We start from the raw sequence: 19,296 nt of genomic DNA on the forward strand, positions 1-19,296 counted from the left end.
AAAGTCTTAATCGAAATATGAGTCATAAGCTCGGAGGACCGAATAGTTTACTTTTGCTTCCTTTCTCAATCATAAATCTACTTAAAATTTCAAAAAACAAATCTAAAGGAGGAACGAGGAATCACACACGAAACTCTACAAAGATTGACGATATAGAACGAGGAATTACATGTGTGATCCTCGTTCCTCGGAATGAAAAACTTAACGTTTGAATCTTGAATAAAGGATTTATTCAAACAATTCCTTAGGTTCTTCATCTTCCTGTTCGCCTTCAATAAAATCCAATTCCAGAGCTTTTACACTTTGAACCGCATTTCCAGCAATACCGCGAATCGAACCGTACATTCCTAAAGTATTGTGAACCACTTTTTCGATTTGTTTTTCTCTCTGTTTCCAGATTCTCTGCATCGCTCTTTTCTCTGAATCTAAGTCGCTTTGCATTTGTGTAAAACCTTCTACGATTCCTTCAATCTGCAAACGGAATTCATTGCTGGTTAAGAAATCATACAACATCGACATTTTATCGCCTTTGTTTTCCTGTGCCTGAACGGCTTGATTGATCTGAATTAAAGACTGACGCAAAACAGCGCTTAAACCTTTAAATTCTTCGTAGGTACAAATCCAGATTCCGTCGCGCATGCCCATTCGTTCCATTCCGTTTGGCATTACTTCGGTAACCAAAACACCAATATTGGCTCTTTTGGTTCTAATATCGTTTTTGAATTTCTCAATCCAGGAAGGCTGGAAAGCTTTTGTTCTTTTACTTTCATAATAAATGGAACCGCAGTTTTGATGTTCGCGAGTGTTTACAATTTGAAGACAGTCGGCACCGTTTGCTCCTTTTTTAACTTCGTCGATACTGTCAAGTGGGAAGTTGTTAGCGAGCCATTCTTCGATTGCTAATTCCATTACTTCGCCTTGCAATTGCATCGAACCTTGTTCTTGCTTGCGTTTCATTTCTTCAGTTAATTTTTTCTGTTCTTCTAATTGCTTTTGAAGTTCTTTAAATTTTAACTCGTTTTTATCGTCTTCCTGTTTTCTGATTTTTTCACGTTCCAAAGTCAATTGCGTGTTCAATTGCTTTTCGGCTTCGGCCTGAATAGCATCTTTCATTTCCAGTTTTTCACGCTGTAATTTGGCGATTTCACCTTCCATTTTATTTAATTCCCTGATTTTTTCCGATTTTTCAGAGAGTTCTTTTTCCATTAAAAGCAAACGATCTTTGTTTTCTTCTTCGAGTTTGGTTTTTAGTTTTTCAGAAATTTCCTTTTCGGCAATTTTTCTTTCACGTTCCAAACGCTCCGCAAAAAGTTCGTTTTCTTGTTTCTTTTTGGCTTCAAATTCGGCTTTGGCTTTGTCCAATTGCTCGTTTTTAAGCTCTAATTCTTTATTTTGAATAGTTGCTTTTTGTTGAAATTCTTTACGGATGCTGTCTTCCAATTGATGTTTTAAAACATCATTGACATCGATAGGAGTTCCGCAGTTTGGACACTGAATTGAAGATTGCTCAGCCATTTTTATATTGAATTTTTATTGTAGAATTTGAATTTGCTAAGGTATTTAAAAGTTCTCTTTTTATAATGTGGATTTCTGTACTAAATTGTAACGAATTTTTGTTATAGCCACGAAGGCGCTAAGGCGGAAAGTTTTTTTAGCCACAGATTATAATGATTAAAAGGATTTTCTCATTTTATGCCATCCTGACGAAGGAAGGATCACAAAGCTAACTCGACAAAGATTGGCGATTCTGTTTGCAGAATTTCTTGTGTGATCCTTCCTTCGTCAGGATGACAAACTGTACGTTTCTTTCTGTTTAAAGAAACTTTGCGCCTTAGCGCCTTTGTGGCAACAAAAACGCAACAGCAGATCGAGTGATTTCAGAATCATCTTCTTTTGAGGTGATAATCGAAACATCGGTACGTAAATTGACTTTTTTCAATTCAATAAAACCAATCTCAGGATCCTGATTGTTTTTGGCAATGTTGGAAGGAACAATCGAAATTCCTAATCCATTTTTAACTAATTGTACAATCGAATTGATGTTGTTGGCTTCATGAATAATCTTCGGCGTAAAGCCATAAAATGCACAAAGTTCCAGTAAAACTTCGTGATAATGTGGTGCATAATCTTTGTTGAAGAATACAAAAGTTTCATCTTTCAAGTTTAGAATTTCTTTTTCAGATTTTAGCTGAATGTTCTTTTTATTAAAAACAATTGAAAATCCGTCCTGAAACCATAAATGCGATTGTATTTTGGGAGATTTTATTGGTGAACGAATAATTCCCATTTCGATTTTTCCTTGTTCCAAAGCATCGATTTGCTTGCTCGTTGAAATTTCAAAGAGTTTGAAATTTGCATAAGGAAATTGTGTTTTTAAATGTTTGATTAATTCTGAAATTGTAGAAGAATATATTGAACTGATATAAGCAATTCTGAATTCGCCCGAAACGTTTTCGGCAATCTTTTTTGTTTTAACGGAAATACGTTCCAGATTTTGAAAAAGTTCCCGAATTTCTTTTTCGAAATATTTTCCGGCTTCGGTCAGTTCTACTTTTTTGTTGTTTCTAATGAAAAGTTTTGCCTGAAGTTCTTCTTCCAATTCGGCAATTTGTCGGCTTAACGGTGGTTGTGAAATAAAGAGTTTTTCTGACGCTTTGGTAAAGTTCAGTTCTTCGGCTACAGCCAGAAAATATTTTAAGTGACGCAATTCCATGATACTTTTAAAGTATTATTAATTGATAAATATAGTATTTTTAAAGTATTTATAAAAGAGGTAGTTTTGAAAAATCAAAAAATAAGTCTCTCGCAGGTTTAGCAGATAAAGCAGATTATTAATTTTAGATAAATCATCTTGATCATAATAATATTCCAATCCTATAATAGCAAAAAGATTAGCTCAATCTGCTTGATCTGTGAGAGATTAAAAAAAACAAAAGACCATGAAAAAATCAACTATTGAAGAAATCAAGGAACGATTTGACAATGATGTCGAACGATTTTCAAATTTAGAAACGGGACAAGTGGCGACAATCGACGCTACTATTTCTTTGGAATTAATAACCGAAGCTTCAAAACGTATTGTTCCGAATGCTAAGCATGTTTTGGATGTTGGTTGTGGAGCAGGAAATTATACTTTAAAAATGTTGTCTAAAGTACCCGACTTAAATTGCACTTTGGTCGATTTGAGTTTGCCGATGTTGGATCGTGCTTTTGAAAGAGTTTCGGCGGAAACGAATGGAAATGTTGAAATCAAACAAGGCGATATTCGTGAAGTAGCTTTAGAAGAAAACAGTTTTGATATTATTTTGGCGGGAGCGGTTTTGCATCATTTACGCGATGATAAAGATTGGGAAACGACTTTTGCTAAATTGTTTGCATTATTAAAACCCGGAGGTTGTTTGATGATTTCGGATTTGATTACTCAAGATACCGATTTATTGAATGAATATACCTGGCAACGTTATGGCGAATATTTGGAAGGAATAGGAGGAGCAGAGTATCGCCAGAAAGTTTTGGATTATATTGAGAAAGAAGATTCTCCGAGATCGATGAATTATCAATTGGATTTAATGAAAAAAGTTGGTTTTTCAAAAGTCGAAATCTTACATAAAAATATGTGCTTTGGAGCTTTTGGAGGAATTAAATAAAAATTTTTTCTGCCACGAATTTCACGAATTTACACGAATTAATTTTTTCTTAGTGAATAAAAATTTGTGGAAATTCGTGTAATTTGTGGCTAAAAAAAACTATACATTAACAGGTATCGGATATTTGTTTCGAAGATCAAAAACTAATTTTGACGGGCCGTTTTTTTGTAAGTGATCTAATTTTTCAACGGCTTCTTCAAGTGTTGGAATATGTCCTTTTGGAATCCACCACATGGCTGTGTGTGCTTTTCCGAATTTTTGAAACCATTCTTTACGGCGTTTTAGAAACTCACTGTGAAAAGTTTTGTACATATAATGTTCCAAAGTTTCGATGTTTTCCCAAACCGAAACATTTACAATTATCTGCTCGTCATTGTACGGATTCAGATTTGTTGCATTCTGGCCATCGGTATCATCTTTTAATCTCCAGATAAAACCTTCACTTTCTTCCGCTAGTTTATTTACAGTATCTAAATTGTCTACAAATTCTTTCATGATCGGATCGTTGATGTCGACTCCTTTCATTTTGGCAATATTAATTTCGGCAAGATGGTATTTGCTCATAAAATATATGTTTCTGAATTTTAAGCAATTTAGCTTTTTTCTGAATAGTTTTTCCGCCACGAATTCACGAATTAATTCAAAATCTTTGCGCATAGATTTTAAAAAATAAATTCGTGAATTCGTGGCTAACTGAAACTTATAAAATCTGCTCTGTTTTGTAAACCTGTATTGGAGTTGAAACCAAGGATTCTGTTTTTTTGATGAATTCTTGCAAGTAGGATTGATTGTTATGAAGATCTAATCCCGGTTGATCTTTCCATTCTTCCCAGAGAATAAAAACATTTTCTGAAGTGTGTAAATCATAACGAACGCAAGCCTCTTCTTTTCTGGTTTCAGTTACCAGATGTGTCAGCAGGTTTTGAATTTCATTTAAATGCTCTGGTTTGCTTTTTAAAATTGCTGTAATCGAAATCATAATTATAGGTTTTTAAAAGTTTGTTCTAGGTGTTTGGTGTATTCTTCTTTAAAGATAATGATATTTTCTGGTGTTGCTCCTTTTTCAACATCATGAAAATGAAATCCGTTTAGTTTTTCCATTCCTGTGAATTTGTTCATTTTATGGAAACCAAACATTACGCCATCGTCAACAGAAGTTTGATCAAAAAATTCTCCAGGTAAAGTAAAAGCGGTTGCAGGTGCATTCCAGCTTGTCGTCAGCATATATTTACGGCCGTGCAGAAGTCCGCCTGTTCCGTAATTGATATCTGGATTTACACGGCTTCTTCCGTCGCTTTTGTAAATTCCTTTGTTATGGCCTGTGGTAAAAACATCATCGATGTATTTTTTGAAAAGGTTTGGCAACTGAAACCACCAAACTGGTGTGTGGTAAATGATTACATCTGCCCAAACAAATTTTTCTACTTCTTTGTCAAGATCGATATAATCTTCTACGTGAGTTGTTTTGATTTCGTATTCGTTGTTTTTGGAAAGAAATTCGGTTGTCCAGTCCTGAACAGTTTTGTTGAATTTTCCGCCTGAATGTGCGAATTTCTGTCCGCCGTTAATTATAAATATCTTTTTCATTTTTATTATTGTTTCTTTTGAAAATGGATGCGTGAGGGATAGCAGTGGAAATCCTTTTGTGCCGGGGTTCGGCGCAAAAGATTGGAACGGATAGCCCGGCCCTTGGGACACGCCCAAATTATTTTAATTGTTGAGAGTTTTTTAAACACATAGAGACATAGGTTTTTCTTTCGTATAAAGGGAATTGAAAGAAACTAGTTTCTAACACATAGTTTCAAAGTTTGTTGTTTCGAGGAACGAGGAATCTCAACGACAATATTCCTCAAAGTTGATTCAATCTTTGGCGCGCTACTTACGGAGATTCCTCGTTTCTCGGAATGACAAGATTGCTTTGACTATGTTTGTTAATGCAAGTGAAACGCCTTTTATGCGCAATGAAAGCTATGTCTCTATGTGTTTGAAATATTACTTCAATTTTGAAATTGCCTGATTAATAAACTCCAATTCCGAAGCTGATAAATCGAAATCCATTGTTTTGGCATTTGAAATGGCTTGTTCTGCATTTCTGGCGCCCGCTAAAACTATTGCAATTCCTTTTTGTAATGTTGTCCAACGCAATACTAGTTGTGCAATCGAAATGTGTTTGTCGTTTGCTAGTGAACTTAATTCTTCGATTAGAGTTTTTACTTTTTGTAAATCGAATTTTCCGAAGTAGCCGTTGCGGTGGTCGTTTTCTTTTAATTTGCTGTCAGTGAAATATTTTCCGGTTAATAAACCTCTTTCCATTGGACTGTAGGCAATGATTCCGATGTTTTCTGCGATGGTAAATGGCAGTAAATCTTTTTCGATGCTTCTGTTCAACATGCTATACGCTACCTGATCTGATGCAATCTGAACGGTTTTTTGGGCTTCCTGAATTTGCGGAACACTATAATTACTTACTCCAAAAGCTTTTATTTTTCCTTGTTGGATCAAGGTTTCAACAGCTTCCATAGTTTCTGAAATTGGTGTTGTGCTGTCTGGCCAGTGAATTTGTAATAAATCGATATAATCGGTTTTAAGACGTTTTAAGCTCTCTTCGATTTCTTTGATTACATTTTCCTTTGATGAGTATTTGTAAATAGGCACTTGTTTTCCGTTATCGTCAGCATCAAAAAAGAAATCGCCTTTTCCGTTGTTGCTTCCGTCCCAAACTAAACCGAATTTTGTAAGCAACTGCACTTTTGAACGATCATAAGGTTTAATAGCTTCGCCGATCATTTCTTCGCTTAGACCAAATCCGTAAAAAGGAGCGGTGTCGATTGTGGTTACTCCGTGATCAATCGAAGCTTGAACAGATTCTATTGAATCTTTCTTTTCGGTTCCGCCCCACATGGTTCCACCAATAGCAAATGCACCGTATGTTATAGCTGATAATTCTAGTTCTGAGTTGCCTAATTTTCTATATTCCATGATTGTAATTTTATTTTGATTAATTTGATGAGGCAAAATTATACCATTTTAACTGTTCTTATTTGGTATATATTTGTCTTTTTTAGGTATATTTGCAACTTCAAATAAATTAAATTATGAAAAAAGAAAACTTATACGAGCCTTTTACGGTTTCTTTTGAAACTTTAGATGCATATCCGGATGTGGGTGATCGCCATAATTTTTTTGAGCTGGTTTATATTTTAGAAGGTACAGGAAGACAGTGTATTAATAAAAATATTTTTGAATACGATCCCGGACATTTGTTTTTATTAACTCCTGACGATTGCCACAATTTTACCATTGAAACTAAAACGAAATTCTTCTTTTTGAGGTTTAATGATATTTATTTGAAAAATTCGAGTTTGCAGAATGAAAATATTCAGCGTTTGGAATATATTCTTCAAAACGCCAATCATCAGCCAGGCTGTATTTTGAAGAATGATCCTGATAAATGTCTGGTTAAAGTAATGGTGGAAGCGATTTGCCGTGAACATCAAGACAAAGATGTTTATAATCAGGAATTGATTCAGCAATTGGTAAATACATTGATTATCATTGTGGCGAGAAATATTGCAAAATATCTTCCTGAGCAAGTGACGATAAGTACAGAAGCCAAAGCGATGGATATTCTACAATATATTCAGAACAATATTTATTATCCAGAAAAGATTAAAGCAGAATCAATAAGCGATTATTTTGGAATTTCAAATACGTATTTAGGACGTTATTTTAAGAAACATGCCAGCGAAACCATGCAACAGTATATTAGTAATTACAAAACAAAACTGATTGAACATCGTTTGCAATTCAGCGATAAGCGTATAAATGAAATTGCTTATGAATTTGGTTTTACCGATGAAAGCCACTTTAATAAATTCTTTCGAAAGCAAAAAGGGTATAGTCCGTCTGAGTTTAGAAAGACGATTCGATTGAGTGCTTAGTTTTTTTGCCACGAAATTCACTAATTAGCTCGAATTTTTTGCCACAGATTATGAGGATTAAAAGGATTTTTTTTATTTCACGCAGATTTTAAATGATTTTAGCAGATTTAAAAAAGATTTCTAAACAAATCTGCTCAATCTGCGAGAGAGAAAAAAAAAAATCCGTGTAAATCCGCGTTTTCGCAAAGCGAATCTGTTTTATCCGCGTACTTTAATTTTCTTTTCCGATAATAAAATCAAAATGTTCAGTTTTGCCTGCTTTTAAATTGTTGATTTCATTTTGAATTAATTCTTCAAATGAGTTAGCAACAATGTCGCGTGACCAGGATTCATTTTGAAGTTCAATGATTTGTCCAAATTTCCCTTTTTCGGCTGGATCTGTATCGTAAACCAAATAATCTCCGTTTCTTCCTGTTGCAAACGGAATCCATTTTGGATTGGCGTAGTTGTTGGTTTTGATTCTTTCGAAGTCTACTTCATCTTGTTCTGGTAAATCGTCTTCGTCAAATTGTAGGTCTTGTATAGAATTCCATTCTTCGGCAATATCTTGAAACGGAATTAATTCGTAAGACCAATTATTTACTCCAAACTGAAAAGTTGATGTTACAGGATCATAATCTACATTTTGAACTTTGTAAAAATTAATAAGCGCTGGCGGTATTTTAATTTCGTCTTCTAATGTGGAATGTTGTTCGATATCTTCTGCCGAAATACCATCTGCCAGATTGTAGTAATCATTGTTTGTAGAAACAATTTTATTGATTTCTGAAATCCAGTTCTGCCATAAAGCTTTAAATGATTGAAATTCAGGATCAAGAGGAACAGATATTTTTTTCTCTTTTTCTTCTGACGCTGAAATGCTTAAACTTGTAATTTTTCCATCTTCTTTATCAAACCAAACACTGATTCCGTTAAGAATGAAAGCACCGCTTCTGTCTCCTTTAAAAAGTTTTACCAGCTTATTTTTATTGTTTTCGTAGTATTGAAATAATTCCAAATTTTCAAGAAGAAATTCTCCTGTAAAGATGCTTTTGGCGCAATAGTCATATTCTCTGACCTCAAGCTCAATTGCAAGACTTTCGACCTGATTTCCTTCTTTAGAGAAAGCCATTATGCCTAAATCATCCCAAGTATAAATGTGGTTGTATTGCTTTTTGATGTAACGGCAATCGCCCAAAGCTTTTTTTAAAATATCTATAGCGATTGGAAATTGAACATTAATGTCATTTATTCTGAAATCTGTTTTAGATAATGAAAGCTTTGTCAAAATGTATGGTTTTATAATTAATAAAAAGGCTTATATAATCTTTTTGATGACACGCAATTTATGAGTGTGTCTTTTTAACTCCGGATTATAAATTCCGGTATGATCCAGACGATCTATACGAACTTTTCCACTGGCGTGAATGATATAGTTGTTTTCCATAATGATTCCGACGTGAGTAATATTTCCTTCGTCGTTATCAAAAAAGGCTAAATCGCCCACTTCACTTTCTTCAATAAAACTTAAAGGTTCTCCTTCAAGCGCTTGTTGCGAAGCGTCACGGTGAATTTTATAGCCATTCAGTTTATAAACCATTTGTGTAAATCCGGAACAGTCAATGCCAAAAGGTGTTTTTCCGCCCCAGAGATAAGGTGCGTTTAAGTACATAAAAGCGGTACTAATTAAAGCACTTTTAGGTTTGATTCCGCTGGTTTTAGTTCCTTCGAAATCAAAATTAGAAGTATTGATTTCGCTGTTATTCAAAAAAGATAAGGAAGCTCCTAACGGAATTGGAAGCAATAAGTTATCCGGAGCTGTGATATAATCAATTAAATCGGCATTTAGAATAATTGCCTCTTTACTCAACTGATCAAATTGCTCTTTTGAAATTACCTGATACTGTTTAGAATCTACCCAGCCTACGTAGTCATCAAATTGAATTCTGATTTTTGCCCACTGATTCTGGCGTTCTAAAATTTCGATATGTTCGCCAAACAAAAGTTGTGTCACGATTTCACTTCGGTCACTTGGCTCAGATCGAACGGGTACTATGGCTAGATTGCAAATTCCAAACATGTAAGGAAATTTATAAGTTGAAAATCAGGAGTTATAAACATAACTCCTGATTTTTTGAGATATTGTTTTATGCTCTTTCAATAACAATTGCTGATGCGCCTCCGCCACCGTTACAAATTGCAGCGGCTCCGGTTTTAGCATTGTTTTGTTCTAAAACATTAAGCAAAGTTACGATAATACGTGCTCCAGATGCTCCAAGAGGATGTCCAAGAGAAACAGCTCCACCGTTTACGTTTACTTTGTTATTATCTAAATTTAAGATTTTTGAATTGGCTAGCCCAACCACAGAAAATGCTTCGTTGAATTCGAAATAATCTACATCTGAAATTGAAATTCCTGCTTTGTCTAACGCTTTTGGTAATGCTTTTGCTGGACTTGTAGTAAACCATTTTGGTTCTTGTGCAGCATCTGCATAACCTTTTATGTATGCTAAAGGTTTTAAACCTAATGCTTGTGCTTTTTCTTCAGACATTAAAACCAAAGCAGCAGCTCCGTCATTTATTGTTGAAGCATTTGCAGCAGTTACGGTTCCGTCTTTCGTAAAAACTGGGGCCAAAGATGGAATTTTATCCAATTTTACATTCGTATATTCTTCATCTTTAGAGAATATAATTGGTTCGCCGCGTCTTTGTGGCACTTCAACAGGAACAACTTCGTTGTCAAATTTTCCAGCATCCCAGGCTTTTGCACTTCTTTCATAAGATTGAATCGCAAAATTATCCTGCTCTTCACGGCTGATGTTGTATTCAATTGCACATAAATCAGCGCAAACTCCCATTGCGTTGTTATCGTAAGCATCTGTCAAACCATCTTTTTGCATTCCGTCTAGCATAGTTGCTGGGCCAAATTTGTTTCCAGCACGCATTTGTACGTAGTGAGGAATTAAGCTCATGCTTTCCATTCCGCCAGCCACTACGATTTCAGCGTCTCCACAAGCGATTGCTTGAGCGGCAAACATAACAGCTTTCATTCCAGAAGCACAAACTTTGTTTACTGTTGTAGCAGCAACTTCTTCAGACAAACCTGCAAAAAGTGCAGCCTGACGAGCGGGAGCTTGTCCAACGCCTGCCTGAATTACATTCCCCATAAAAACTTCATCAACTAATTTTGGGTCCAGGTTAATTTTAGAAAGGGCGCCTTTAATAGCGGCAGCGCCTAATTTTGGTGCAGGTACAGTAGATAACCCTCCCATGAAACTTCCGATAGGTGTTCTAACGGCAGAAACGATAACAACTCTTTTGTTCATTTTCTGTTTAATATTAGTTATAAAGCAAATTTACTCTTTATTTGAATATATTCAAATTTTGTACAGAATAGGGTAGATTTTAAATTTGGGTGAAATTTTTGTTAATTCTATTTGTTTGATTGTGAAGTGGTTTTGAAAAAAGATAAAAAAAAACTAAAAAAACTCGAAAAAAAGCTTGTGAGAAAAGGAATGTTGTTATACATTTGCACTCGCAAAACGGAAGCAATTCCACTAGCAAGGAGAGGTGCCAGAGCGGTAATGGAGCAGATTGCTAATCTGTCGACGGGTAACCGTCGCCAGGGTTCGAGTCCCTGTCTCTCCGCTTAAATTTTGCCTCGGGGTGTAGCGTAGCCCGGTTATCGCGCCTGCTTTGGGAGCAGGAGGCCGCAGGTTCGAATCCTGCCACCCCGACTAAAACTTTAAGCGATAAAGTTTTAAAAGTAATGGACGCATAGCTCAGCTGGATAGAGCACCTGCCTTCTAAGCAGGCGGTCGAAGGTTCGAATCCTTCTGCGTTCACAAGAAGCCACTCAATCGAGTGGCTTTTTTGTTTTCTATAATTTTGCTGTTTTTAAAATTAATCTAAAATTTAGTAAAACCGCGGATCAATACAAAAACCTGTGGATTGATAAAATTTAAGCATAAATAAAACCGCTGCAAGCGATTTTTGAAATTGCTGAAAACATAGAATTGATATGGGTTTGTAGCCTATAGTTGAAATCCATCTTTACTGATAAAAGAAGTTTTACAAGCTTTAACATTGATGAAATTTCCCAAACTATGGAAATGTTTTATTTCCGTTTTAATGAAAAATAATGATGGTATTGGTAATTAGGCAGTATATAAACAATGAATGCTTTTAGTTAATTTAATACTGAACCTCGGTTAAAACCAATTGTTTCTCTGTAAAATTGTGGCGAAATATCCGTTTTCCCTTTGAATACGCGGCTAAAATAGTATTCATCATCATAACCAAGTTCATAGGCAATTTCTTTTACCGTTTTGTCTGTGAGATACAATTCTCTTTTGGCTTCAATAATAATCCTTTCTGTAATCAAATCAGAAAGTGTCATGTTAAAATGATTTTTTGCGGCTCGCGCAAGAACAACCGGAGTTACATGAAGTATATCGGCATATTCGCTTGCAGAATGTTTTGTTCTGAAATTATCTTCAATGGCATTTCTTAAGTTTTGTATGATAAGTAGTTGCTTATCATTTACATTTGTTTCTTTAATAGTTTGCTGTTCCAATTTTATTCGGGTAGCAAGAACCAGGAATATTTTAAGATAAGAAACAAGAACTTCATCTTTTCTTAAAGCTTCCATTTTTAGCTCATTCACGATTTCCCTAACGATATTTAGCAATATCTGCTTGTTATTTTGATCGAGGAGAATAAAAGGCTGCTGATAAACATTATTAAACAAAATTCCATTAGCAGCAATCTCTTTATGATGTCTGTAAATACAGAAAAAATCATGATGAAACTGAATAGAAATGCCGGTAAGAGGTTCTTCAGAAGCTATCATGAAAGGCTGATAAGGATAAAAAGCAAATAAAGTATTTTCTTTAAATGAATATTCGGAAAGATCAACTTTGGCTAATCCTTCTCCTGAAATAATAATGATTATGGTAAAATAATTATTTCGCTGAATATGATCAAAATAACTGCTATTATCAAACTCAAAAACTTTGAATGATAAATTTCCATTTTGCTGGTTAACAAGTGTATATACAGATTGTGACAACATACTTATTTTGGTTTGCTTAATAATTCTAAAAACTGAGAATTGAGCGCATTGCATTCTTCCACGCAAACATCGCCGGTTATCTTTGGTTTATTTCCCCATTTTGGAACATCTTCTGTTTCCAGAATATTGAATTTTGAAGTAAAACCGCCTACATAAGGAACAGCTGTACCATAAATAATTTCATTTATTTTATGATGACGAATCATATACGAACACATAATACAAGGTTCATGTGTAGTATACATTTGTGCCAGATGCAATTTATCTGAATGCCCATTTTTTACAGCATCTCGAATAGATAATATTTCGGCATGATTGGTAATATCTCCTGTAGATTTTCCTGATTCAATACCTTTACCAATTATTTTTCCGTCAAATACAATAATCGCACCCACAGGCGGATTTCCAGCTTTTAGAGCGCTTTGGGCAAGATTTAAACATTGATTCATGTAATATTGAACATCTTCCTGCATAATTTTAAAACTTAAATATTGATTGTAGAGTATCCAGCTATGCTAAATTACTCAAAAAATAAAGGTTTAATTCCATTAAATATTTGTGAATAAAAAAACTGCCCTTAAAGAGAAAAAGGGCAGTTAGGAGAGATGGTTTAGAAAATCAAAATATCGTAACCCTCTTTTTTAAGATTAACAAAACTTGGAAGACCTGGAGTTCCGGGAACTTCATTGTCATTTAATAATTCGTAACCAGAAACCTCAGTACCAAATACAGCAACACATCCTTTAGAAAGACCGTGAACATGATCTTTTACTTCTTTATAAAGAGCATTAACAGGATGTTCTGGTTTTTCAAGATGTTCAGGCCATCTTATCCCTGCACCCTGAAAAATAATTTTTACATCTTCGCCCTCGTGTTTGAATTCATATGCTGATGCTAAAGCATTGAATACACGTCCTAACGCTTCTTCTGAACCCGCTTTTGGATCAGAAAGAATAATAATAGCTGTTTTTTTCATTTTGAATTGTTTTTATTAACAAGGCAAAGATCTGACGGTAATGCCAGCTAAAGAATGGAGAAAATTTACTTTATGATGGAGAATTTTTTATTGTATTAAATCTTTAAAATATCAGGTTCAAAACACCCATTATAAAGTAAAAATCATCCATTTTTCAGGAATGATTATCTCTACAACTTTGCATCGAATAATAATTTACATCAGTAGAACTTAAAAAAAATAAACAATATGTCTGTTTCTGATTTATTTAAACCGCTTACGTTGCTGCATGGCCCAGCAATGAGAAATCGTTTCATGCTGGCACCTTTAACCAGTCAGCAAAGTGAATTTGACGGCACTGCATCTCAATACGATCAATATTGGATGGAACAGCTTTCTCAAGGAGGTTACGGCTTAATTCAAACCAGTGCTTCTACCGTAGAAGCAGGAGGAATTGCGTTTGAAAGACAATTAGGTATTCATAGTGATGACCATTTACCGGGATTGACAAAAATGGCATCGGCGATTCGTGATGGCGGTGCATTGTCAGCGGTACAATTGCATCATGCAGGACATCGGGCGAAAGCTTCAATTGGAGGAATTCCAGCTCCGGCTTCGGGTAAAACATTAGAAGGGATTAAAGCAATTACTACAGAAGAAGTAGAACGAATCAGGGACAGTTTTATAGCTGCAGCAAAAAGAGCACAATTGGCAGGATTTGACGGAATCTCAGTTCACGGCGCTTTCGGATGGATTCTTTCAGAATTCATGTCACCAAATTTAAACGATCGCACAGATAAGTATGGCGGAAATCTCGAAAATCGTGCACGCTTTACTATTGAAGTTATTGAAGGAATTCGTAAAGCCTGCGGTCCTGATTTCCAGATCGGGTGGCGATTGTCAATTGAACGATATGGATTGCTTTTAGAGGAATTATGTGAAGTTACAGCCGACATTTTCAATCGGGAATTAATCGACTATTTAGACTTAGCGCTATGGGATTCGGCTCAAATTGTTCGCGAAGGAGCTTTTAAAGGAAAAACAATGCTGAGTGTTTTTACTGAACTTCCGCGTAAAGGAGTTCGTTTAGGTACAGCAGGTAAGATTATGAGTGCTCAGCGTGCTGCAGAACTTCTCGATGAAGGTTGTGATTTTATACTTATTGCCCGGGCAGCCATTCTTCAGCGAGATTTTCCTTTGCAGGTAAAAGCAAATCCAATTTATAAGAGTCCTCAGCTTCCTGTTATGGCAGATTATTTACGTCAGGGCGGATTAAGTGAGCGGTTTATTGATACTATGCGTGGATGGCAGACTTTTGTAAAGCCGGGATCCTTGTAACTTTTTTGATTTACTTTAAAATAAGCTGCCAATAGGTGGCTTATTTTTTTTGATAATTCCAGTAAAATAAATTTCCACGTAAAAGTTTTTTAAATTAAGTATTTGTACTTATTTTTGAATTTAAAAATACTTAAGTATTTTGGTTTTTGATATTTCTTGCTTTCAAAAGGTATAAAAAATAGCAGGGGAAAAAGCTTGTTTTTTTTGGGTATCAGTATTCATTTTAATACACACTGAGAAGTTTGTCATATTTAAATAACCAAAACGAATTATTATAACCATCAGTATTCATTTTAAAACATACTGAAAACATCGTAAATTTATGAAACTAAAATTTATCTCATTTATGCTTTTGCCGCTTATTGGTTTGGGACAGCAGAATAATTCTGTTCAAATAGATTCTGTAAAAGTGTCTAATGTCTTTAAACTTGGTGAAGTTGTTGTAACTCGTCAGCAAAATAAAGACACATTAAACAGAATAACTTCAAAATCGATGGAGTTACAGAATAAAATGGATGTATCGAGAGCTTTAAATATGCTTCCGGGGATTACTTTAACTGCTTCCGGGCCAAGAAATGAGTCAATGATTTCTGTTAGGGGTTTTGATTTGAGGCAGGTGCCTGTTTATATGGATGGAATTCCTGTTTACGTTCCTTATGATGGTTATGTAGATCTGGCTCGTTTTACCACTTTTGATTTAGCGGCTATTGATGTTTCAAAAGGATTTTCATCTGTTCTTTATGGTCCAAATTCATTAGGAGGGGCGATTAATCTCGTATCTCGAAAACCTTCGGGGAAATTGCAATATGATGGTTCGCTTGGAATGATTAATTCTAATGGTTATCGAGGAAATATTAATATTGGGTCTAATTTGGGTGAATTATATGTTCAGGGAGGATTCTCTTATTTAGATCGAAATTCAACCAGAATGTCATCTGATTTTATACCGATGAAAAATGAAGATGGAAGTGAAAGAGATAATTCTTATCGAACAGATCGTAAAATAAGTTTTAAAATTGGATGGACTCCAACTAAAAATAGTGAATATGCATTGGGGTATATTAATCAGCAAGGACAAAAAGGAAATCCTGTTTATGCGGGTAGTGATGCTAGAAATTCGCTTTTGGCTAATCCGCGCTTTTGGCAGTGGCCGGTTTGGAACAAAGAAAGTTATTACTTTATTTCCAATTCCAGTTTCGATTCCAAAAATAGTTTAAAAACAAGAATCTACTATGATAAATTTAAAAACACATTGAATAGTTATGATGATAAAACATATTCGACGATGACTAGAGGGTATGCATTTCAAAGTTTTTATGATGATTATACTTTTGGGGGAAATGTTGAATATAACACGCAGTTTATTCCAAAAAATGATTTCAAAATGGCAGTACATTTTAAAGAAGATGTTCATCGTGAGCATAATTTGGGAGAGCCGGTAAGTCATTTTATAGATAATACTGTTCTGGTTGGAATTGAAGATGTATTTAAAATTTCGGATAAGTTTTCAATAATTCCGGGCGGTAGTTATAATATTAGAAAAAATATACTGGCAGAAGATTATAATAGTTCGACAAAAATCATTTCAGGTTATCCGTCTGCAGATGCGAGTGATGCTTATAATGTGCAGGCGGGTCTTTTTTATCAATTGAAAGAAAATCAAAAACTAGGGGGTACTGTATCGAAGAAAACAAGGTTCGCTACAATCAAGGATCGCTATTCGTATAGAATGGGAACGGCAATTCCTAATCCTGATTTAAAACCGGAAACTGCCTTAAATTATGAAGTAAATTATGCTGGTAGATTTTTTGAAAAAGTAACTTTTCAAAGGGCTTTGTTTTACAGTAAAATTACTGATGCTATTTTGAGTGTGAGTAATGTTCAGCCAGGAAAGTCTCAGATGCAAAATTTTGGAAAAGCAGAATATAAAGGTATTGAGGCGCAGGTTGTTTATTCTGTTTTGGAAAATGTTTCACTTAATGTAAATTATACTTACATAGAAAGAAAAAAACATTACTAGCCCGGCTATTCATTTTACAGATGTTCCTAATTCTAAAGTTATGGGGATATTGGAGTATATGCCAATTAAAACACTGAGATTAATTACTAATGCTGAATTTAATTCATCAAGGTTCAGTACTAGTTATGGTACTAAGGTTTCGGATTATACGCTTTTGAATTTATATGCTTCCGGTAAAATAATGAAAAATTTCAGTCTCGATGCCGGAATAAATAATATATTGGACAGAAATTACAGTCTTGTAGAAGGTTTTCCTGAAGAAGGACGCAATTTATTTGTGACACTTCGCTTTTTTAATTAAATTTTAATTGAAATACAGTTGTTACTACACCTGAAAACATAAAATAGTGAAATCAATAAATTTTTCAAAGTTTGAAAAGTAGTATAGTAAAAATAACATCTCATTGTAAAAAGATTAGTTTCTGGTTGATGTTGTTGATTGCTCTTGTTCTGATAGCGGCTACTAATGTAAATCCGATTTATACGGATCCATATAAACTGGAATATCCCGATTATTTTGGAAATAGAATTAGTGTTCCGGAGAATAATCCAACTACAAAACAAGGAGTTTTTTTGGGAAGAATGTTGTTTTATGAAAAGAAGTTATCTTCAAATAAAACAATTTCCTGTAGTAGTTGTCATCAACAAAAATTAGCTTTTACGGACGGAAGAGCTTTTAGTCAGGGGGTAGATAATGTGCTTACAAGGCGTAATTCAATGTCTCTGGCAAATTTACTCTGGGTAAGGAACTTTTTTTGGGATGGCAGGGCTAAAGGATTGGAGTTACAGGCAAAAATTCCACTCAGTGATCCTCATGAAATGGGGGCGTATTTGGATAAAGCTGTTGTTGAGCTTCAAAAAACGAAGTTGTATCCTGTTCTTTTTAAAGAGGCATTTGGCACATCGCAAATAACAGCGGATCGAATTGCAATGGCAATTGCTCAGTTTGAACGTACTTTGATTTCGTCGAATTCTACTTATGATAAATACCTGCGAGGGGAATATGTGCCGACAAAGCAGGAATTAAACGGAATGGAAATGTTTATGAATTCGGCCTTAGCGGGTAAAGGTATAAGAGGGGCTAGTTGTGCTCAGTGTCATGGTACGCCTAAGATATATATGGAGTTGTTTCATAATAATGGTCTCGACAGTATATTTAAAGATGTAGGGCGTGAAGAGATTACTGGAATGCCAAATGATAGAGGGCGGTTTCGGGTCGTAACATTGCGAAATATAGCGCTTACTGCTCCTTATATGCACGATGGCAGGTTTAAAAGTCTTGAAGAAGTGCTGGATCATTATAATGAACATATTCAGCCAAGTAAGACTTTAAGTTTGTCTTTGCAGAATCGTCCCAATGATATTGAAGGAAAAAGTCTTGGGTTGACAGCAAATGAAAAATCAGATATTATTAGTTTTTTAAAGATGCTGACTGATTCTACCTTTATAAATGATCCAAGATTTTCTAATCCCCATTTAAGTCGAAAGTAAGTAATTAGCTTTTATATATATGAAATTTAATTAATCAAATTATTGTAAAATGAAAAAATACCATGTATCACTTGTAGTTTTGGTTCTAGTATTAGGGCTTTGTTCGCAAAATCTGTTTGCACAGAATATTTTAAAAGAGCAGGTTGTGAAAGTTGAAGGTGAAGTTTTAAAGCCGTTGTCACTGACTGTTTCAGATTTAGCAAAGATGAAGCATGTTGATGCTGTTATGAAGAATCGTGAAGGTGTGTTGCAGAAATATTCTGGGGTTTCAATTTTTGAACTTTTAGAACAGGCTGGAGTTACGGTTGGTAAAGAGTTGAGAGGAGAAAATCTTACGAAGTACATGTTGGTGAGAAGTAGTGATGGGTATGAAGTGGTTTTTTCTTTAGCGGAATTAGATCCAGGTTTTACAAATAGAGTTATTATTCTTGCTGATTCAAAGGATGGAAAACCTTTAGCTGATGGAGTAGGTCCGTTCCGTTTAGTTGTTCCTGATGAAAATAAGCCTGCTCGTTCTGCTCTTGAGGTAACACACTTAATTATTCGATTTGCAAAAGATTGAGATTGTAGTCAAAGCTTTTTAACTTAAACGAAAATATACATATATAAGTGTACCTATATAAAATGAGTAGATTTTATTCTCACAAAATCCGCCAGGTTTTGAAAACCTGGTTTTTTTATACCTAATTATATAATAAGTATGTTATTATGATTTTCAGGAGCTAAATCCCGCTATCCGTTTCAATCTTTTGCTTTTTAAAGGAAAAAGCAAAAGGATTTCCACTTCTATCGGGGCTATGGCACCAGTTTTCAGAAGAGAATTTCGGAAGGAAAAGACGTTTTTACAAGAA

At 34.8% G+C, this 19,296-nt stretch carries 19 protein-coding genes and 3 tRNA genes; 10 read left to right on the forward strand and 12 right to left on the reverse strand.

Annotated features, from left to right (window positions below):
- Positions 1-228: 228 nt before the first annotated feature.
- Together ACFS3A_RS26540 and ACFS3A_RS26545 are read right to left on the reverse strand one after the other, a co-directional pair.
- Complete coding sequence (locus ACFS3A_RS26540) at positions 229-1,515, reverse strand: DUF2130 domain-containing protein (RefSeq protein WP_379828731.1); 1,287 nt, start codon at positions 1,513-1,515, stop codon at positions 229-231.
- Positions 1,516-1,831: 316 nt separating this feature from the next.
- Positions 1,832-2,713: a LysR family transcriptional regulator gene (locus tag ACFS3A_RS26545; protein ID WP_379828733.1), complete on the reverse strand. Its 882-nt coding sequence runs from the start codon at positions 2,711-2,713 to the stop codon at positions 1,832-1,834.
- 226 nt (positions 2,714-2,939) lie between these two features.
- Between ACFS3A_RS26545 and ACFS3A_RS26550 the strand changes: the two genes are divergently transcribed.
- Positions 2,940-3,647, forward strand: coding sequence for a class I SAM-dependent methyltransferase (locus tag ACFS3A_RS26550; RefSeq protein WP_379828735.1), 708 nt, complete (start codon positions 2,940-2,942; stop codon positions 3,645-3,647).
- 99 nt (positions 3,648-3,746) lie between these two features.
- Here ACFS3A_RS26550 and ACFS3A_RS26555 read toward each other — a convergent pair whose 3' ends face one another.
- The 4 genes from ACFS3A_RS26555 to ACFS3A_RS26570 form a co-directional block, all read right to left on the reverse strand.
- Positions 3,747-4,211, reverse strand: a complete 465-nt coding sequence (locus tag ACFS3A_RS26555; RefSeq protein WP_379828737.1) for a DUF3291 domain-containing protein — start codon at positions 4,209-4,211, stop codon at positions 3,747-3,749.
- A gap of 136 nt (positions 4,212-4,347) precedes the next feature.
- Entirely contained in the window at positions 4,348-4,626 is a 279-nt protein-coding gene (locus tag ACFS3A_RS26560) for a putative quinol monooxygenase (protein ID WP_379828739.1), read from the reverse strand.
- 2 nt (positions 4,627-4,628) lie between these two features.
- On the reverse strand, positions 4,629-5,234 hold the full coding sequence (locus tag ACFS3A_RS26565; protein ID WP_379828741.1) for an NAD(P)H-dependent oxidoreductase: 606 nt from the start codon (positions 5,232-5,234) through the stop codon (positions 4,629-4,631).
- 405 nt (positions 5,235-5,639) lie between these two features.
- Positions 5,640-6,626, reverse strand: a complete 987-nt coding sequence (locus ACFS3A_RS26570; RefSeq protein ID WP_379828743.1) for an aldo/keto reductase — start codon at positions 6,624-6,626, stop codon at positions 5,640-5,642.
- 116 nt (positions 6,627-6,742) lie between these two features.
- On the opposite strand from ACFS3A_RS26570, the gene ACFS3A_RS26575 reads away from it, so the two are divergent.
- On the forward strand, positions 6,743-7,588 hold the full coding sequence (locus ACFS3A_RS26575) for an AraC family transcriptional regulator (RefSeq protein WP_379828744.1): 846 nt from the start codon (positions 6,743-6,745) through the stop codon (positions 7,586-7,588).
- Positions 7,589-7,799: 211 nt separating this feature from the next.
- Here the strand turns inward: ACFS3A_RS26575 and ACFS3A_RS26580 are convergent, their stop codons facing one another.
- From ACFS3A_RS26580 to ACFS3A_RS26590, 3 genes are all read right to left on the reverse strand, one after another.
- The gene (locus ACFS3A_RS26580; RefSeq protein WP_379828746.1) at positions 7,800-8,855 is read right to left on the reverse strand and encodes an SMI1/KNR4 family protein; all 1,056 of its coding nucleotides are present in this window, start codon (positions 8,853-8,855) and stop codon (positions 7,800-7,802) included.
- A 30-nt stretch (positions 8,856-8,885) separates the two neighbouring features.
- Positions 8,886-9,647, reverse strand: coding sequence for a C40 family peptidase (locus ACFS3A_RS26585; RefSeq protein ID WP_379828748.1), 762 nt, complete (start codon positions 9,645-9,647; stop codon positions 8,886-8,888).
- A 67-nt stretch (positions 9,648-9,714) separates the two neighbouring features.
- Positions 9,715-10,893: an acetyl-CoA C-acyltransferase gene (locus tag ACFS3A_RS26590; RefSeq protein WP_379828749.1), complete on the reverse strand. Its 1,179-nt coding sequence runs from the start codon at positions 10,891-10,893 to the stop codon at positions 9,715-9,717.
- A gap of 238 nt (positions 10,894-11,131) precedes the next feature.
- Here ACFS3A_RS26590 and ACFS3A_RS26595 point away from each other — a divergent pair.
- The 3 genes from ACFS3A_RS26595 to ACFS3A_RS26605 all read left to right on the forward strand — a co-directional run bounded on the left by ACFS3A_RS26595 (position 11,132) and on the right by ACFS3A_RS26605 (position 11,412).
- Positions 11,132-11,215: transfer RNA gene (locus tag ACFS3A_RS26595), tRNA-Ser, on the forward strand.
- Positions 11,216-11,229: 14 nt separating this feature from the next.
- A tRNA-Pro gene (locus tag ACFS3A_RS26600) sits at positions 11,230-11,304 on the forward strand.
- A gap of 34 nt (positions 11,305-11,338) precedes the next feature.
- A tRNA-Arg gene (locus ACFS3A_RS26605) sits at positions 11,339-11,412 on the forward strand.
- A 344-nt stretch (positions 11,413-11,756) separates the two neighbouring features.
- Here the strand turns inward: ACFS3A_RS26605 and ACFS3A_RS26610 are convergent.
- The 3 genes from ACFS3A_RS26610 to ACFS3A_RS26620 all read right to left on the reverse strand — a co-directional run bounded on the left by ACFS3A_RS26610 (position 11,757) and on the right by ACFS3A_RS26620 (position 13,617).
- On the reverse strand, positions 11,757-12,641 hold the full coding sequence (locus ACFS3A_RS26610) for a helix-turn-helix domain-containing protein (RefSeq protein WP_379828751.1): 885 nt from the start codon (positions 12,639-12,641) through the stop codon (positions 11,757-11,759).
- 2 nt (positions 12,642-12,643) lie between these two features.
- Positions 12,644-13,114 carry a nucleoside deaminase gene (locus ACFS3A_RS26615; protein ID WP_379828753.1) on the reverse strand — a complete coding sequence of 157 codons (471 nt, stop codon included), beginning with the start codon at positions 13,112-13,114 and terminating at the stop codon, positions 12,644-12,646.
- 137 nt (positions 13,115-13,251) lie between these two features.
- Positions 13,252-13,617 (reverse strand): DsrE family protein, encoded by a 366-nt coding sequence (locus tag ACFS3A_RS26620; RefSeq protein ID WP_179002747.1) that lies wholly within the window; start codon positions 13,615-13,617, stop codon positions 13,252-13,254.
- 228 nt (positions 13,618-13,845) lie between these two features.
- Between ACFS3A_RS26620 and ACFS3A_RS26625 the strand changes: the two genes are divergently transcribed.
- The 5 genes from ACFS3A_RS26625 (at position 13,846) to ACFS3A_RS26645 (ending at position 19,007) form a co-directional block, all read left to right on the forward strand.
- Positions 13,846-14,934: an NADH:flavin oxidoreductase gene (locus ACFS3A_RS26625; RefSeq protein WP_379828755.1), complete on the forward strand. Its 1,089-nt coding sequence runs from the start codon at positions 13,846-13,848 to the stop codon at positions 14,932-14,934.
- Between the two features lie 322 nt (positions 14,935-15,256).
- Positions 15,257-16,954 carry a TonB-dependent receptor plug domain-containing protein gene (locus ACFS3A_RS26630; RefSeq protein ID WP_379828757.1) on the forward strand — a complete coding sequence of 566 codons (1,698 nt, stop codon included), beginning with the start codon at positions 15,257-15,259 and terminating at the stop codon, positions 16,952-16,954.
- Positions 16,955-16,994: 40 nt separating this feature from the next.
- A complete protein-coding gene (locus ACFS3A_RS26635; RefSeq protein WP_379828758.1) occupies positions 16,995-17,255 on the forward strand; it encodes a hypothetical protein in 261 nt (86 codons plus the stop codon).
- Between the two features lie 71 nt (positions 17,256-17,326).
- Complete coding sequence (locus tag ACFS3A_RS26640) at positions 17,327-18,445, forward strand: cytochrome-c peroxidase (RefSeq protein WP_379828760.1); 1,119 nt, start codon at positions 17,327-17,329, stop codon at positions 18,443-18,445.
- Between the two features lie 49 nt (positions 18,446-18,494).
- The gene (locus tag ACFS3A_RS26645; RefSeq protein ID WP_379828762.1) at positions 18,495-19,007 is read left to right on the forward strand and encodes a molybdopterin-dependent oxidoreductase; all 513 of its coding nucleotides are present in this window, start codon (positions 18,495-18,497) and stop codon (positions 19,005-19,007) included.
- The last annotated feature ends 289 nt before the right edge of the window (positions 19,008-19,296 follow it).

It is taken from the genome of Flavobacterium notoginsengisoli (genome assembly GCF_042686225.1).
Lineage (GTDB): Bacteria > Bacteroidota > Bacteroidia > Flavobacteriales > Flavobacteriaceae > Flavobacterium > Flavobacterium notoginsengisoli.

What these genes read in the sequence shown, in the direction of transcription:
- ACFS3A_RS26635 (WP_379828758.1), top strand. Translation starts at nt 16,995, where the DNA reads ATGGGGATATTGGAGTATATGCCAATTAAAACACTGAGATTAATTACT.
- ACFS3A_RS26560 (WP_379828739.1), bottom strand. Translation starts at nt 4,626, where the DNA reads ATGATTTCGATTACAGCAATTTTAAAAAGCAAACCAGAGCATTTAAAT.
- ACFS3A_RS26645 (WP_379828762.1), top strand. Translation starts at nt 18,495, where the DNA reads ATGAAAAAATACCATGTATCACTTGTAGTTTTGGTTCTAGTATTAGGG.
- ACFS3A_RS26545 (WP_379828733.1), bottom strand. Translation starts at nt 2,713, where the DNA reads ATGGAATTGCGTCACTTAAAATATTTTCTGGCTGTAGCCGAAGAACTG.
- ACFS3A_RS26540 (WP_379828731.1), bottom strand. Translation starts at nt 1,515, where the DNA reads ATGGCTGAGCAATCTTCAATTCAGTGTCCAAACTGCGGAACTCCTATC.
- ACFS3A_RS26550 (WP_379828735.1), top strand. Translation starts at nt 2,940, where the DNA reads ATGAAAAAATCAACTATTGAAGAAATCAAGGAACGATTTGACAATGAT.
- ACFS3A_RS26555 (WP_379828737.1), bottom strand. Translation starts at nt 4,211, where the DNA reads ATGAGCAAATACCATCTTGCCGAAATTAATATTGCCAAAATGAAAGGA.
- ACFS3A_RS26620 (WP_179002747.1), bottom strand. Translation starts at nt 13,617, where the DNA reads ATGAAAAAAACAGCTATTATTATTCTTTCTGATCCAAAAGCGGGTTCA.
- ACFS3A_RS26590 (WP_379828749.1), bottom strand. Translation starts at nt 10,893, where the DNA reads ATGAACAAAAGAGTTGTTATCGTTTCTGCCGTTAGAACACCTATCGGA.
- ACFS3A_RS26615 (WP_379828753.1), bottom strand. Translation starts at nt 13,114, where the DNA reads ATGCAGGAAGATGTTCAATATTACATGAATCAATGTTTAAATCTTGCC.
- ACFS3A_RS26570 (WP_379828743.1), bottom strand. Translation starts at nt 6,626, where the DNA reads ATGGAATATAGAAAATTAGGCAACTCAGAACTAGAATTATCAGCTATA.
- ACFS3A_RS26565 (WP_379828741.1), bottom strand. Translation starts at nt 5,234, where the DNA reads ATGAAAAAGATATTTATAATTAACGGCGGACAGAAATTCGCACATTCA.
- ACFS3A_RS26575 (WP_379828744.1), top strand. Translation starts at nt 6,743, where the DNA reads ATGAAAAAAGAAAACTTATACGAGCCTTTTACGGTTTCTTTTGAAACT.
- ACFS3A_RS26625 (WP_379828755.1), top strand. Translation starts at nt 13,846, where the DNA reads ATGTCTGTTTCTGATTTATTTAAACCGCTTACGTTGCTGCATGGCCCA.
- ACFS3A_RS26610 (WP_379828751.1), bottom strand. Translation starts at nt 12,641, where the DNA reads ATGTTGTCACAATCTGTATATACACTTGTTAACCAGCAAAATGGAAAT.
- ACFS3A_RS26630 (WP_379828757.1), top strand. Translation starts at nt 15,257, where the DNA reads ATGAAACTAAAATTTATCTCATTTATGCTTTTGCCGCTTATTGGTTTG.
- ACFS3A_RS26585 (WP_379828748.1), bottom strand. Translation starts at nt 9,647, where the DNA reads ATGTTTGGAATTTGCAATCTAGCCATAGTACCCGTTCGATCTGAGCCA.